The organism is Helicobacter sp. MIT 05-5293, from assembly GCF_000765665.2.
Lineage (GTDB): Bacteria > Campylobacterota > Campylobacteria > Campylobacterales > Helicobacteraceae > Helicobacter_C.
Window position 1 is genome coordinate 156576 of the sequence record NZ_JROZ02000001.1, and the last position, 15168, is coordinate 171743.

At 37.7% G+C, this 15168-nt stretch carries 13 protein-coding genes and 1 other RNA gene; 8 read left to right on the plus strand and 6 right to left on the minus strand.

Annotated elements, in window-relative coordinates:
• Positions 1-55: 55 nt before the first annotated feature.
• Positions 56-380: RNase P RNA component class A (gene rnpB / locus LS68_RS00800), an RNA gene on the minus strand.
• An 88-nt stretch (positions 381-468) separates the two neighbouring features.
• On the opposite strand from rnpB, the gene LS68_RS00805 reads away from it, so the two are divergent.
• Positions 469-924, plus strand: a complete 456-nt coding sequence (locus LS68_RS00805) for a winged helix DNA-binding protein (protein WP_138090738.1) — start codon at positions 469-471, stop codon at positions 922-924.
• Positions 925-943: 19 nt separating this feature from the next.
• Here LS68_RS00805 and LS68_RS00810 read toward each other — a convergent pair whose 3' ends face one another.
• From LS68_RS00810 to fliI, 3 genes are all read right to left on the minus strand, one after another.
• Positions 944-1924 carry an iron-sulfur cluster assembly scaffold protein NifU gene (locus tag LS68_RS00810; protein WP_034370517.1) on the minus strand — a complete coding sequence of 327 codons (981 nt, stop codon included), beginning with the start codon at positions 1922-1924 and terminating at the stop codon, positions 944-946.
• 26 nt (positions 1925-1950) lie between these two features.
• A complete protein-coding gene (locus LS68_RS00815; protein ID WP_034370514.1) occupies positions 1951-3120 on the minus strand; it encodes a NifS family cysteine desulfurase in 1170 nt (389 codons plus the stop codon).
• A gap of 143 nt (positions 3121-3263) precedes the next feature.
• Entirely contained in the window at positions 3264-4580 is a 1317-nt protein-coding gene (gene fliI / locus LS68_RS00820; RefSeq protein WP_034370511.1) for a flagellar protein export ATPase FliI, read from the minus strand.
• Positions 4581-4653: 73 nt separating this feature from the next.
• Between fliI and tig the strand changes: the two genes are divergently transcribed.
• The 6 genes from tig to LS68_RS00850 are packed head-to-tail and all read left to right on the plus strand — an operon-like array spanning position 4654 to position 10085.
• Positions 4654-5994 (plus strand): trigger factor, encoded by a 1341-nt coding sequence (tig, locus tag LS68_RS00825; RefSeq protein ID WP_034370508.1) that lies wholly within the window; start codon positions 4654-4656, stop codon positions 5992-5994.
• Positions 5994-6584, plus strand: a complete 591-nt coding sequence (gene clpP / locus LS68_RS00830) for an ATP-dependent Clp endopeptidase proteolytic subunit ClpP (protein ID WP_034370506.1) — start codon at positions 5994-5996, stop codon at positions 6582-6584. The genes tig and clpP overlap by 1 nt, the downstream gene beginning before the upstream one ends.
• Before the next feature lie 18 nt (positions 6585-6602).
• The gene (locus LS68_RS00835; protein ID WP_034370503.1) at positions 6603-7778 is read left to right on the plus strand and encodes a diguanylate cyclase; all 1176 of its coding nucleotides are present in this window, start codon (positions 6603-6605) and stop codon (positions 7776-7778) included.
• Complete coding sequence (def, locus tag LS68_RS00840) at positions 7747-8268, plus strand: peptide deformylase (protein WP_081950900.1); 522 nt, start codon at positions 7747-7749, stop codon at positions 8266-8268. Before LS68_RS00835 ends, def begins: the two co-directional genes overlap by 32 nt.
• Positions 8269-8270: 2 nt before the next feature.
• Positions 8271-9785, plus strand: a complete 1515-nt coding sequence (locus LS68_RS00845) for a YifB family Mg chelatase-like AAA ATPase (protein WP_034370497.1) — start codon at positions 8271-8273, stop codon at positions 9783-9785.
• A gap of 24 nt (positions 9786-9809) precedes the next feature.
• Positions 9810-10085 carry a metal-sensing transcriptional repressor gene (locus tag LS68_RS00850; RefSeq protein ID WP_034370495.1) on the plus strand — a complete coding sequence of 92 codons (276 nt, stop codon included), beginning with the start codon at positions 9810-9812 and terminating at the stop codon, positions 10083-10085.
• Between the two features lie 51 nt (positions 10086-10136).
• Here LS68_RS00850 and LS68_RS00855 read toward each other — a convergent pair whose 3' ends face one another.
• On the minus strand, positions 10137-11702 hold the full coding sequence (locus LS68_RS00855; protein ID WP_241993635.1) for an SLC13 family permease: 1566 nt from the start codon (positions 11700-11702) through the stop codon (positions 10137-10139).
• Positions 11703-11883: 181 nt separating this feature from the next.
• Between LS68_RS00855 and LS68_RS00860 the strand changes: the two genes are divergently transcribed.
• Positions 11884-14004: a heavy metal translocating P-type ATPase gene (locus LS68_RS00860; RefSeq protein ID WP_138090741.1), complete on the plus strand. Its 2121-nt coding sequence runs from the start codon at positions 11884-11886 to the stop codon at positions 14002-14004.
• A 5-nt stretch (positions 14005-14009) separates the two neighbouring features.
• On the opposite strand, the gene lpxB is transcribed toward LS68_RS00860, so the two are convergent.
• On the minus strand, positions 14010-15167 hold the full coding sequence (lpxB, locus tag LS68_RS00865; RefSeq protein WP_052100195.1) for a lipid-A-disaccharide synthase: 1158 nt from the start codon (positions 15165-15167) through the stop codon (positions 14010-14012).
• Position 15168 lies beyond the last annotated feature (1 nt).

Below are 15168 nucleotides of genomic sequence, written 5' to 3' on the forward strand. Positions count from 1 at the left end.
TTATTTTATGAAGTATAGCTTTCAAAGTTTTCCACTGGCTTGAATAGTAAAGTAAGATTTAGGCATAGCGATAAGCCGAGTTCTGTCGTGGGCGATTATTTATCTAGGAATAAGATCGCTCTTATTCTCAAGCGAAGAGTTGTAATTCTAAGACTTTAACCATTCTCTTCTTGCTACGAATTGGGTTTGCATGGCATCTTGCATTGCTGTAAGATCGGTGGGCTCTTACCCCGCCTTTTCACCCTTGCCATATAAAAATGGCGGTTATTTTCTGTTGCACTTTCCCTTAGGTTACCCTAGCCATTAGTTAAATGGAATTCTGTCTTAAGTAGCTCGGACTTTCCTCTTTTGTTTCCAAAAGCAATCGCCTACTATGCCTAAAACTAAATTATAGCAAATTTTTGTTATAATTTAAGCTGTGTGAAACAATCAATACTTTGAGAGGTAGTCTTGGAATATAGAAAAGATTTGGCATATCAAGTTGGCAGAACGGCACAAACATTCAAAATGTTTTTCATATCAAAGCTCAAGGAACATGATCTTAATTTTGAGCAAGGTATCATTTTGTTTATGGTTTCTGAAGAGTCGAATGTTTCAATTAGTAGAATAACCAAAAAGCTTGGCAAGGACAAAACAACCATTTCACGAGAAGTGGGGCATTTGTGTCGGAAGGATTTTTTAATCAAAAAACCAGATATTAATGATAAAAGAGTGATATGCCTAAAAATCACGGATAAAGGCAAAAGTAAAATAAGGCTTATTGAAAAAAGTATGAAAATTGTCGAAACAATTATTCAGAGTTGTAACCCGCAAGGAGAATTGGATATTTGTCTTGACATGCTTTATAAGATTCGTGTAGCACTCGAAAAAGCGTCAGAAGAAGACATTCACCCTCTCCTCGTAGATCATTCTTGTATCCTTTAAAATTATAATATTTGAAAAATCATATAGGTAAAACGCGAATATGCTGATCAAGTTTTTCTTGTAAGGTTGATTCAATCGCAAATAGTGTTCCTGTTACGCCACTTGCACAACCGCTACAAGCACCAAGATAGCGGATATAGACATCAATATGCCCATCATCTGTATCTTTGACATCAAGAATCTCTAAATTACCTCCATCCATCATCAGCATTGGTCGTATATATTCATCAATAACTTTATCAATGGCTTTGACTTTTTGCACCATTGTCATCTCTTTAAAACTTAGTGTGCCGCTACTTGATTTGTTAGCAATGTTTTGTAGCGATTCTTTTTCCATTTCTTGACGCACATCACGCAAAATATCTACCAAATAATATTCTTTCTCTTCGTGTCCTCCGGGTTTGACACAGCTTTTACAAAACGCTCCGGCTTTTGTGTAATTTGTGATGTCTTCGACCGTTTTTAAATCGTTCAAACGAATGACCTCTTTGATTGTCGATAAGCTGACACGAGCACATTCACACACAATAATTTCATCTTCAAAGTCTTCGGCATCTTTACCTAAATACATACCAGCTGCTTTTTTAATCACATCATAAGCCATAACAGAGCAGTGCATCTTTTGTCCGGGCACAGCAGGTGTATTTGGATCATCTCGCAACGCATTCTCTACATCAAGATTAGTGATTTTTACGGCTTCTTGCACCTTTTTGCCCAAACAAAGCTCTACCATCATATCAGAGCTTGCGATTGCTGTCCCACAGCCAAAACTTTTAAACTTTGCTTCGATAATTCTGTCTTCGTTATCTACTATCCAATACAATCTGACAGCATCACCACAAGCCTCTGCTCCGTAATCAGCAACGATTAGTTTGCCTCCTTTAGAATCTGCATCAGCTTGTGTAAGCACTCCTAAGTGAGTGGGATTATCCATTCTGTCTTGGACTTTTTTGGAGTAAGCGTCCCATAAGGCTCCTCCGATTAAATCATTTTTTGCCATTATTTATCCTTTTTGTTGTTTTATATTTATGCGCCATAAGTGCTTGAAATAGAGCGCAAACGTTTGATAGCTTTTTCAAATACGCTAATGGTATAATCAATCTCTTTTTCTGTCGTGAATCGTGAGAGAGACAGACGAATCGCTGTATGAGCCAATTCTTTATCTGCGCCAATAGCTACCATTACAGGATTTGCTTCTAAATCCTCACTCGCACACGCGCTTCCTGTTGAGGCAGCGATCCCTGCTTTGTTGAGATCCCATAGCATAGCTTCTCCTTCGATTCCACGAATACTGATAAGTGTCGTGTTGGGCACACGATTTTCACGACTACCCACAACAAGCACATCGGGAAATTTGAGAAGAGCATCTTCAAGTTTGTCTCTTAATCGTTTCACTTCTTTATTTTCAAAATCTAAAGCATCGACAGCAAGTTTCATCGCTTCTCCCATACCGACAATATAAGGGACATTGAGCGTCCCGCTGCGTCTGCCACGCATATGTTCCCCACCATGAAATAAAGGTGTGAGATTCACACCTTTTCTGATATATAATGCTCCAACACCTTTGGGTCCGTGAAACTTATGAGCAGAAAACGAAAGTAGATCCACATTTGCTTTTTGCACATCAACGGGAATCTTGCCAATTGCTTGCACAGCATCAGTGTGAAAAAGTATCTGATGTTTTTTGCAAATCTCACCGATTGATTCAATAGGGAAAATCATACCTGTCTCATTGTTTGCCCACATTATGCTAACAAGAGCAGTATTTTCGCGTATAGCTTCTTGAATCTGTGAGGCATCAATCGTGCCTTTTGAATTGATTGGAATATAGGTTACTTCTACACCCAAACTTTCCAAAAATGCACAAGTTGCACGCACTGCAGGGTGTTCAACTTCTGTCGTGATGATATGGTTTTTATCACCTCTAAAAATATGGCTAAAATATACGCCTTTAATCGCCCAATTGTTAGATTCTGTCGCGCAAGAAGTAATAATCACATCATCTTCATCATTTGCATTGATACCTTGATATAATTTATCAATGGCTTGAGTAATGGGTTCATGAGTGATTGTCCCGTATTTATGAAGTGAATTGGGGTTACCAAATTTCTCACAAAAGTAAGGGTCCATCATTGCCTTAACGCGTGGATCAACCATTGTCGTAGCGTTATTGTCTAAGTAAATCTGCTCCATCATTAAGCTCCTATTCCAGTTCTTATTAGTCATTCATAAAAGTAAAGTATTTCTTAACTTTGTTTTTTACAAAGCGTTGGAATTTTATCATTTTATGATTAATTTTATCATTAATCGGTATTAATCGTAATGTTCAAGTAAGATTCTTATAAATTCTCGCCCATAATTGATAAGAGTTCTTCGCGACTTTGATCAAAACTCCATTTGTCGTCCATTTCTTGCTTAAGAAATGTTTCCATCATTGGATATTTTTGAATTGCCTCATCAAGTTGCGCATCAGAACCTCTCTGATAAGCACCGATGCGAATAAGCACTTCGTTTTCTTTCATGAGTGAATAAAGCCTGCGAAATTTTCTAATTGCTTTAAGATGGTCGGGTGTAATAATGTCATTAATAATACGCGAGGCAGAATTAAGAATATTAATCGGTGGATAGATTCCCATATCCGACATATCGCGATTTAAGACAATATGCCCATCAAGAATACTCCGACTTTGGTCAGCGATTGGATCACTAAGATCATCGCCCTCAACAAGCACCGTGAAGAATGCAGTAATTGAGCCTACACCATCTTCTTTGCCTGCTCTTTCCATTAGTTGTGGTAGCAATGTGAGCACAGATGGTGGATAACCTTTGCTTGTGGGCGGTTCTCCTAACGCCAAGCCAATTTCTCTTTGAGCCATAGCAAAACGCGTTACAGAATCCATAATAAATAGCACATCATTGCCTAAAGACTTGAAATATTCAGCAATTGCCATAGCAGAAAATGCGCCGTATTTGCGCATAAGTGGTGAATCATCGCTTGTCGCAACGACAAGAATTGTATTTGTCAAATCATCATTGAGATTTTTATGGATAAATTCGGGGACTTCTCTCCCTCTCTCACCAATCAAGGCAATTACTTTGATTGTAGCATTCGACCCTCTTACAATCATACCCATAAGTGTTGATTTTCCTACACCCGAACCTGCAAAGATTCCCATTTTTTGCCCTTTTCCACAGGTCAGTATGCCATCAATTGATTTGACGCCAACTTCAAAGATTTCATTGATAAGCCCGCGTTTTAATGCGCTAATGGGTGAGCGTATCAAAGGCGTGAATGATGTCGCATTGATTGCCCCAAGCTGATCAATAGGTTCACCCAAAGGATTAATCACTCTGCCAAGTATTTCATTTCCTACGGGAATCTGTAAGCCGTGATTGATAATACGCACTCTATCCCCGCATTTGTGTCCTTCGATAAATGAAAAAGGGCTGATAAAAAATTTTTCACCTTCAATGGCAGTTACCATACCCAAACTTCGCACAGAATGTTCGTAAGAAAAAATTTTCACAATATCTCCCACAGATGGTTTAATCCCACTAGCGACCATCATATTTTGCATTACTTTAATCAGAAGCCCATAACTTGGTGAAAGATTGATATTATTTTGGAGTTTTTGTTTGATTTGAGATAATGCCATTGCTGTAAAACCTATCTTTAAGATTCTTTTGTTTAGAATACGCATTATACTTTGTTATTTATTAAGGAAACCTATGACTTTTAAGACTACGCGCACAAACAATGCTAATGCCACAATTGAGGGCAATATTACATTTTCTACGCTTGAAGCAAAGTTTGATAAGATTATCAAAGACATTGCTAAACGCGTTAAAATTGACGGATTCAGAAGAGGCAAAGTCCCTGCACAAGTAATCAAGTCTCGTTACAAAGAGCAAATTGAGCAAGATGCACAACAAGAAGCGATTCAAGATATGCTTGATAGGGCGCTTAAGGAGTTAAATGTCGCTCCTAACGCACTTGTAGGAAATCCCATTATTTCAAAGTTTGATAAAAGCAATGATAAGATTGATTTAGAAATTAAAATCAGCATTGCTCCAGAGATCAAACTTGATAATGTAGAAAAATATGTCCCTGATGTGAATCTCAAGACTATCAGTGAATTTCAAATCAATGAGCGTTTAGAAGAGATAGCTCAAAATCGCGCACCTTTAAGTGAGGTGAGCGAAGATCGCGCATTACAAAAGGGCGATACTGCACAGATTGATTTTCAAGGATTTGTCGATGGGGAAAAGTTTGAGGGAGGAAAAGGAGAAAACTTCAATCTCACAATCGGGTCTAATCAATTTATTCCGGGTTTTGAAGATGCACTTATTGGTATGAAAAAAGGCGAAGAGCGTAGTATCCAAGTGCCTTTCCCTAAAGATTATCAAGCGGTACATTTAGCAGGTAAAGATGCGACTTTTGAGGTAAAATTACATAAGATTCTGCAAAAAGACAAAGTAAAAATTGATGATGCGTTTGCTCAAAGCATTGCCGGAGCAGAATCTAATCTTGAGAATCTGAAAGAAATGATTAAAGGACAGCTCGAAGAAGAGCAAAAAATGGAGCTTTATAATAAAGAATTAAAGGAAAAGTTGGTTGATGCGTTGCTAAAAAATATTGCTTTTGATTTGCCAGACATTATTGTTGAGCAAGAAATGGACATTTTATTCCGCAATGCGCTTTCTCGACTTGAACCTCAAGCATTAGAGGATATTAAAAACGATCAAGATAAAGCCAAACAAGAAAGAGAATCTCATCGAGAAGAAGCTTCTAAAAGTGTGCAAATTACTTTTATTATGGACGCTTTGGCTAAGAAATACAATATCGTCATTCAAGATAATGAAGTATTGCAAACGATTTATTATGAAGCGATGATGATGGGACAAGACCCAAAAGCGACACTCGAGTATTACCAAAAAAATAATCTTGTGCCTGCAATCAAAATGACGATGATTGAGGATAGGGTGTTGAATTTTTTATTAAATCAAAAAAATGATGAGCAAAATAAAAAATCTTCATCTCAAACCAGTCAAGATTCAAAGGATTCGTAATGAGTAGTTATATTCCCTATGTGATTGAGCGCACTGGGCGTGGAGAACGAAGCTATGATATTTATTCTCGACTTTTAAAAGATAGAATCATTCTCTTAAGTGGTGAGATTAACGATCATGTCGCTTCGTCTATCGTTGCTCAATTATTGTTTTTAGAAGCAGAAGATCCTGAAAAAGACATTAGTTTTTATATCAATTCTCCCGGTGGTGTTATCACGAGTGCCTTTAGTATTTACGATACGATGAATTACATTCGTTGTGATATTAGCACGATATGTATTGGACAAGCAGCTTCTGCAGGAGCGTTCTTGTTGAGTTCGGGCACAAAGGGTAAGCGATATTCATTGCCTAATTCTCGCATTATGATTCATCAGCCTTTGGGCGGAGCACAAGGACAAGCTACTGATATTGAGATTCAGGCTAAAGAAATCTTGAGACTAAAAAAGATTCTCAATGAAATAATGGCACAAAATACTGGGCAAAATGTAGAAAAAGTCGCGCAAGATACTGAAAGAGACTTTTTTATGAGTGGTATTGAGGCGAAGGAGTATGGGTTAGTTGATGAGATTCTCACTAGGAGTTTAAAATAACGCATAAAGGGGTTGTAAATGGACTTAAATGAATTAGACTTAGACCTTGGGAATAACGATTTTTTTGGTAATCTTGAAGAAGTTGGATTAGAAGGAGAAAGAAAAAAAGCTTCTAAGAAACAAGAAACAGCTGCACCTGCCCCCAAAACAGATACGACTGAAAAGCTTAATTCAATTTCGAAACAAGTGATGCAGGATTTGGAAAAAGACGCTATTTTGCCTTTACCTGAAAATTTTGAAGCATATTTTGAAAAAACTCTTTCTCAAGAACAAGATGAAAATGTGAAAGAAAAAATCAGAGCAATCGTGGAAAGCACAAATCATGATGATAGGATTTTTGAATTAGAGAAAATATTTAACGATAATTTTGTCTTGCTTAAGCAGGTTTTGGAGCATTTATTGACACTTTGCAAGACAATGTCTGCAATGGAAACAAATATTAACAAACGACTTAGTGATATTGCTAAAATCAATAATCCTCTAGGTGCGCAAAATGCTATTAAGGTTTTATTAAATGAAGTCAGAGGATTTCATAAGCAGTTTGTTTCACAAGCAGATGTGATTTCTCGTTCTTATCGTGATATGTATGCAAAATCTTCGAGCACTAAACAAGATGCGATATATGATACGACTTTGGGCATCTACAATCAAACTTTCTTTTTTCAAGGTTTAGAATCAGAATGTGAGAATGGCAAAGATTTTCCTCGACATTGTGCAGTGGTAGTTTTTACACCTTCTAAAGAACTAGGTGCAGCTCTTACTGATAAGGCAAAATTGGTTACGGTTTTTAAAAATATCTCTAAAATTGTGTCTAAAAATGTAGGAAAAAAAGATTTAGTATCTTATTTGGGGGCTGGAAAATTTGGAATATTGCTCAAAAATGTTCAAAAAGACGCTGCTGTGGAGCTTTGTGAAAATGTGATTAAAAAATGCAAGGCGACAACTATTTATATAGGTGATTTAGAATTGTCCTTAAGCATTGTTATGGGAGGGATTGTTTTTGATGTGAATAAGACGCCTGAAACAATGCTACAAGAGGCAAAAACAATGCTAGAATCTGCTTTACAAGAAAACAAGAGTCTGAAATTTGCAGACAAAGAAGATTCAAATCTTGCAGCGCAAGAAGAAGATAATCTTGATAGTATGTTGTCTGGAGATGGTTTTGGCGACCTTGACAATTTTGAAATATCCTGATGCAAGATTGCGTCAAAAATCAAAGCCCGTAGAGGTTTTTGATGAGACACTTCATACTTTTCTTGATGATATGTATGAAACAATGATGGATTCTAATGGTGTAGGATTGGCAGCGATTCAAGTAGGAAACCCCTTGCAAGTTTTAGTCATCAATATTCCTCGTGAAGATAATGAGCAATACAAAGAGGATATGTTAGAAATCATCAATCCTGTCTTTTTGAAGCAAGAGGGCGAAATTGAATGGGACGAGGGTTGTCTGTCTGTCCCTAATTTTTATGAGAGTATCAAACGTTTTGATGAAGTAACGATTGCTTACAATGATCGTTATGGGAATGAGAAAGTTCTGCAGGCACAAGGATTCTTAGCTGTTGCTATTCAACACGAAATTGATCATCTTAATGGTATACTTTTTGTGGATAAGCTCCCCATTTTGAGACGTAAAAAGTTTGAAAAAGAACTTAAGAGAATCCAAAAAGAACAATCTCAATAACGATGGTTAATAAAATTTTATGCGCGACTAGCTTTGGCACTTCTGCTAAAATCGTTGAGGTAGAGGCGACTTTTACAAGAGGATTGCCTAATTTTAATATTACCGGTTTAGCCCATCACTCTATCCAAGAATCCAAACAACGTGTCCAAAGTGCTCTTGTGAATAATCATTTTATACTTCCTGCACGGAAGATTAATGTCAATCTTTCTCCTTCTGATTTGCCTAAAAATGGTGGGCATTTTGACTTGCCTATTGCGCTTGCGTTACAAAAAAACACTGATAATGCAGAAGATTGGTTTGCTTTTGGTGAGTTAGGATTAGATGGGAGTGTGAAATATCTCGATTCTATTTATCCTTTATTACTTGATGTTGCTTTGTTGTATCCTGATGCTAAAGTGATAGTGCCTCAAGATGCGAAAGATTTGTTGTGTATGATTCCTAATCTTAGATTCTATTTTGTGCAAACACTGACGCAAGCTATCGAGATTTGTAATACACCGGATTTATTGCCAGAATCGCAAGAGGGGACATTGGGATTTGAAAAAATAGAGATTCTTGGAGAATCTTATTTTTATCAGTCGCATTTTGAACTTGATTTTAAAGATGTGTATCATCAGCCTATCGCTAAACGCGCTGCTTTAATTGCGGCAAGTGGTTTTCATAATTTCATTATGGAGGGTTCTCCCGGTTGTGGAAAAAGTATGATTGCCAAGCGTTTGATTTATATTTTGCCCCCGAGTTCTCTTCAAGAAATGATTGAAAATGTCAAGCATCAAGCTCTCAATAAACAAAGCACAGCTTACACGCCTTTGCGTCCTTTTCGCAATCCTCATCAAAGTGCTAGTAAGTCAAGTATTTTAGGTTCAGCTACTCAATACGAAGTTAAGCCGGGTGAAGTTGCTTTAGCGCATAATGGTATTTTGTTTTTTGATGAATTACCTCATTTTAAAAGGGATATTTTAGAATCTTTGCGAGAACCTTTAGAGAATAATAAATTGAGTATTTCGCGTGTGCATTCAAAGATAGAATATGATACATCTTTTATGTTTGTGGGCGCACAGAATCCCTGTCCATGCGGAAATCTTTTAAGTAAGACAAAAGAATGTCGCTGCCAAGATAGAGAAATTGCTGCTTATCGTTCAAGGCTTTCTGAACCCTTTTGGGATCGTATTGATATGTTTGTCCAAATGAGTGAAGAAAAGCCAAATACTTCATCTTTACCATCTTGTATGGATTCTCAAAGTATGCAGGAGCAAGTTTTTGCTGCTTTTAAGTATCAAAAAAATCGAGGACAAAAAATTTTTAATGGCAAACTTGATGAAAAAGGGATTGAGGAATTTTGTGTGCTTGATACCCCATCACAAACGCTTCTTGAGCAAGCTATTGAGCGTTTTGGGTTATCTTATCGTGCAAAAAATAAGATAAAAAAAGTTGCACGCACTATCGCTGACCTTGCCCAAGAAGAGTGCATCACAAAAAGCCATATTCTTGAAGCATTGAGCTATCGGAGAATATAATTTATCAAACAATAAGGAGATTTTATGGAAACACGCAAAGATGCTTCTTCACTTCACAAGCGTATCTCAAAGATTATTGGGCAGCTCAATGGGATTGACAAAATGATCAATGAAGGTGTGCCTTGCCCTGATATATTGATACAAGTCAATGCCGCTAAGAGTGCTATTCATAAAGTAGGGCAAATCATTTTAGAGGGGCATATTAATCATTGTGTGCGTGATGGTATTAAGCATGGCGATGAGGATAAGACATTAAATGACCTTGCTAAGGCGATAGAGCATTTTTCGAGAATGAGTTAGTTGCGAAAATGCGTAGTTTATTTGCAAGAAATTTTGAGAATCTTTAAATTTTTAACTACTCAAAAACCATCGCCAATAAATATAGGCAAAAAGTGTAACAGCAATAATCCCCACCACACTTAACACAAAACCAAATCGCACCATATCCCATGCTTTGATATTGCCTTTAGCAAAAACGATAGCATTAGGAGGTGTGCTGATAGGTATCATAAAGGAAAAACTTGCACAAATTGTAATCGCAAGCATAGTGATTGTCGGTTCTTTGCCGACAAGGAATGATTGTGTTGCGGTATAAACAATAGGCAATAAAATCGCAATCAAAGCAGTTGTGCTTAAGAATCCTGTCGCGATGATTGCACTCACACAAGCCAAAAACAAAAAGATAATAAAAGGAAGTCCAGAGAATTGAGCAAAGAAACCTTCAAATGCTCCTCCGAGTTCGGATTGTGAAAATGCAGTGGCGATGCAAAAACCTGCTCCAAATAAAAAGATAAGCTCGTAGGGAATGGATTTAGAATCGTCCCAATCTAAGAATCCTATCTTAGGCACAAACATTAATAGCCCAAAAGCAAGTAAGATGATGTTTTCATTAAGTCCTAAGCCATTATAAAAGGGCTTAATGGGCGAATTGATAAAAAGCAACACAAGCAAAGCGATAATCAGACACAATAGGCGTTTATGAGCAAAGCTCACTTGCACATCATCAAACATATTGACTTCCAACGCATGATCCTTGGTGTTAAAAGAAAGAAGCCATACCATTGTGTAAAGCATCAAAATCGTTAAGGGAGCCATCATAAAAATCCATGTGGTAAAGCTAATCCCTTCAATACCAAGATTCTCTAAAAAGCCCAAGAAAATCAAATTGGGAGGGCTACCGATAGGTGTGGTAATACCGCTGATACTTGCCCCGAAAGCTACAGCAAGGAGAAATCGTAATTTGAGAAAATAATCTTCTGTGATTGAAAGTGCGATAGGCAGTAATAAAATCGCCACGGTAGAGTTTGATAAGGCTGTGCCAAGCACAACAGAGGCAAATCCTAATGCTTGAATCACACCTTTAGGTGTTTTGGGGAAAATACCCAAAAATTTTTTTGCTATCACGCGATGCAAACCGATTTTTTCAGTTGCCGTAGCAAGCATAAAGCCTCCTAAGAAAAGGAAGATGATTGGGTGAGCGTAGTTTTCAGCAGCACTTTTGGTGTCTAAAATCCCAAAACTAGGAAAAAGGATAATGGGCAGGAGCGAGACAACACCCAAAGGCAGGGCTTTATTTGTCCATAGTGTTACGAGTAAAATAATGATGCCAAGCAGAGCGGAAACTTTAAAAGAAGCTTGAAGGTAGAATTTTGCCAAAAAGGCAGCGATGATGCCTAATAAAATCGCAACCCCTAATCCGATAAATGTTTTTGTCCATCGATCTTCATTTGTGGCTGGTGCAGTTTCAAGTGATGATTCGTGTGTTGTTTGGTGAGATTCTAAGGTTTCAGAATCTAATGGTGTTTGGGCTTTCTTGTGCTTTTTGATTCTTTTGGTGATACTTTCTTTAAGTGATGTTTTTGACTTTTTAGTTTCTGTCTTTTTTGTGCTTTGTTTGGAAGTCCTAGAGATTGCCACATTATTCCTTCGTCAAAAAAATCAATGCGCGATTATAGCACAGATTGAGGTTCAATGTAACATTTAGATTCTTTTAAATGTTACGATTATGCTTTATGTTCGATAAATACATATACCCCCTATATGTATTATTTATTTTATGTTATGATGCGGGCATTGTTATTTGATTGAAGGAATATAAATGCAAAAATTTATTTTAGAGAATCTTGATTGTCCCTCTTGCGCCCAAAAGATTGAAAATGTGCTTGATGCGATGCCAAATGTTTTGAGTGCAAAGGTAGATTTTAATACCAATACGCTTCAGATTGATACTCACGATATTGATGCGGTGAAACGAAAGATTCAAGAAATTGAACCAAAAGTGCGTTTGCATACGAGCTATCCTGCGCATACCTCTCATACTAATAGGTCTGAAATATTGATGCTGCTGGGATTGTTCGCAGGGTTTTGTGTGGGTATGTTTTTCTTGCAAGGGTTAGTTTTAGAAGCTTATAAGGATATTTTACCTTTAGATTCTGTTTATTGTGCTTATATAATTTTGGGTGTGGTGTATGTGATTGCTGGTTTTCCTGTATTTAAAGCAATGATAGCTAATTTCAAGCATAAAATTATTTTTGATGAGCATTTTTTAATGTCTTTTGCGACTTTCGCAGCAATTTGCATCGGAGAGGTGAGTGAAGCGGTAGCAGTGATGCTTTTTTTTCGTTTGGGAGAGCTTTTAGAATCTATCGTGGTGCAACACTCTAAAAAATCGATACATTCTTTGCTTGAAGCGATACCTGAAGTGGCTCATTTGAAGATTCACTCTACAAATAAAGCCGATGATGTCCGTGATGTAAGCCCGAGTGAATTAGCATTAGGTGATGTGATTCTGGTTAAGGTCGGCGAAAAAGTGCCCACAGATGGAAAAATCATTTATGGTAAAAGTTATCTTGATATGCGTGCTATCAATGGAGAAAGTGTGCCTGTGGGTGTAGATGTGGGCGATATGATTCTCGCAGGCTCGATTAATACTTTTGCCTTGCTTGAAGTGGAGGTTACATCGGTTTTTGAAAATTCCCATATTGCCAAGATTCAGGAGTTAGTGCAAGATGCAAGTGCTAATAAGGCTAAAACACAAAAAGTTATCACATCATTTGCGCGTGTTTATACACCAATCATCTTTGTTCTTTCTTTGTGCGTAGGAGTAATCCCGCCTTTGTTTGTAGGAGATTGGAATGAGTGGATTTATCGTGGATTGGTTGTGATGATGGTAAGTTGTCCTTGTGCGTTGATTATCTCTGTGCCATTAGGGTATTTTGGGGCGATTGGAGCTTCAAGTATGAAAGGCATTTTGTTTAAAGGCTCAACCTATCTTGAAACACTCTCTATGGTGAAAAATATTGTTTTTGATAAGACAGGAACGCTTACACAAGGTGTATTTGAAGTGTGTGAGATTGTGCCTCAAAAGGGTTTTATGCAGGAGGATTTGCTACAATTAGCGGTGTGTGGGGAAACAATGTCTAATCACCCTATTGCGACTTGTATCAAAGAAGCGGCGCAATCTCTTACCTTGCATCAGTGTCATGTGAAAGATTATCGGGAAGTAAGTGGAAAGGGTATCGTAGCATTTTGTGGGGAAGATAAGATTCTGTTAGGGAATGAGGCATTGCTCAACGATGAGGGTATAGTATTTGAAGGTTGTCAAAATCAATCTGGTAGCATTGTGTATATCGCAAAAAATGGTGTTTATGCGGGATATATTGTGATTTCTGATAAGATTAAAGAGGACAGCAAATCTGCCATTGCTAAGCTCAAAGCGCAAGGGATTGAACATTTTGCGATTTTAAGCGGTGATACACAGGCTAATGTTAATGCAGTCGCACAGGAATTAGGTATTTCTCAAGCTTATGGTAGGCTACTTCCTGCACAAAAAGCAGAAAAATTACAAATGTTGATGAAAGAATACGGAGATTCTAAAACAGCATTTGTCGGTGATGGTATTAATGATGCAGTAGTATTGTCTTTGGCAGATGTAGGGATTAGTATTGCTGCGCAAGAAAAGGGCAATGATGTAAGCAAGGAAAGTGCGGATATTATTTTGACTGCACCTTCGCTCACGGCTTTAAGCCATGCGGTTAAAATCGCTAAAAACACGCGATACATTACTTGGCAAAACATTGCATTTGCCATAGGAAGCAAGGCGGTGCTCATTGTCTTGGGAGCTGCGGGCATTGCTAATATGTGGCTTGCAGTCTTTGGAGATGTCGGTGTGGCAATTTTAGCTTTACTTAATGCAATGCGTGTGATAAGGGCAATATGATCTCTTTATCTTGTTTCTTGCAAATAGGATTCGATAATTTGTGCGACATTCTTTGCACTACCATTGCCAAGATAAGAGCGAATCTCTTGCGCCTTATTAAGAAATATTTGTTCATCGCATTGTTCGTAAGCTTTGAGTAAGTTTTCCGCAGTCAAGTCTTCTTGTATCAACTCCGTGTGAATCCGATGCGCACCAGCTCGAGGTGAGCCTGAATGCAGGGCATTATAAAAGATATTAGCAAGACCAATACATTGGAGCTTGACAAATATTTTTGCGATGTTAAGCTCAATGCTACGCGCTTTATAGCCTAATACTAAAGGTGTGCCAATCAATGTCGCTTGAAGTGTTGCTGTGCCTGAACAAACAAATGCAAAACTAGATTGTAAAAGTGTAGCGTTTGCATCAAAGCTTATCTCAAAATGTTCCAAACCTTCACCATAGATTGCTTTTAGTGATTGAGAATCCAAACTCCTAAAATGCTCGGGAATCACCAGAATCTTAGGCATATCAAGCTGTTTGGCGACTTCCAAAAAGATAGGGAAGATTTTTTTGATTTCGATTTTACGACTGCCGGGCATAAAGGCAATAGGACCTTTTTGACGCGGGATTATTTCATTTTTGAGTGTGGGAATCTCATCAAGCAAAGGGTGTCCGACATAAGTGATTTTCTGTGTTTGTGTAGCTTCGGGATACATCATTAGCTCAAAAGGCAAAATAGCACACAGCCTATCACATGCAGCTTGAATGCTTTTGGCTCTCCATGCTTTCCACGCCCATACTTGAGGGAGGATATAGTAAATTATCGGCACTTTGCTTTGTGCTTTTTTGACACCTTTAGCAAGAGGAATATTAAAGCTAGAGCTATCCATCAGTAGGATTACATCGCAAGTTTGGGCGAGTTGCGTCATTTCTCGTAATGCTTTTTTGAAGAAGAAAATCTTTTTAATCACATCAAAAAACCCCATGACAGCAAAATCTTTGAGTGTATAAGAAGGGGAGGCATTCAGCCCTTGTAAAGAATCTTTGTCAAAAATCCCACAGATTTCAAGGTGCGTGTCAAGATGCTTGGAGAGTGCTTTAAGGTGAAGATTTGAGCTTGGCTCACAAGCACTCACAAAGATTTTTTTGGTTTTTGTGGGAGTGTGGGGTTGTTGGGCATTCATT

Bases quoted from the DNA above. Each gene is read 5' to 3' on its own strand.
- LS68_RS00815 (WP_034370514.1), bottom strand. From the start codon at position 3,120: ATGATGGAGCAGATTTACTTAGACAATAACGCTACGACAATGGTTGAT.
- fliI (WP_034370511.1), bottom strand. From the start codon at position 4,580: ATGGCATTATCTCAAATCAAACAAAAACTCCAAAATAATATCAATCTT.
- LS68_RS00860 (WP_138090741.1), top strand. From the start codon at position 11,884: ATGCAAAAATTTATTTTAGAGAATCTTGATTGTCCCTCTTGCGCCCAA.
- LS68_RS00835 (WP_034370503.1), top strand. From the start codon at position 6,603: ATGGACTTAAATGAATTAGACTTAGACCTTGGGAATAACGATTTTTTT.
- tig (WP_034370508.1), top strand. From the start codon at position 4,654: ATGACTTTTAAGACTACGCGCACAAACAATGCTAATGCCACAATTGAG.
- LS68_RS00810 (WP_034370517.1), bottom strand. From the start codon at position 1,924: ATGGCAAAAAATGATTTAATCGGAGGAGCCTTATGGGACGCTTACTCC.
- LS68_RS00845 (WP_034370497.1), top strand. From the start codon at position 8,271: ATGGTTAATAAAATTTTATGCGCGACTAGCTTTGGCACTTCTGCTAAA.
- clpP (WP_034370506.1), top strand. From the start codon at position 5,994: ATGAGTAGTTATATTCCCTATGTGATTGAGCGCACTGGGCGTGGAGAA.
- lpxB (WP_052100195.1), bottom strand. From the start codon at position 15,167: ATGAATGCCCAACAACCCCACACTCCCACAAAAACCAAAAAAATCTTT.
- LS68_RS00850 (WP_034370495.1), top strand. From the start codon at position 9,810: ATGGAAACACGCAAAGATGCTTCTTCACTTCACAAGCGTATCTCAAAG.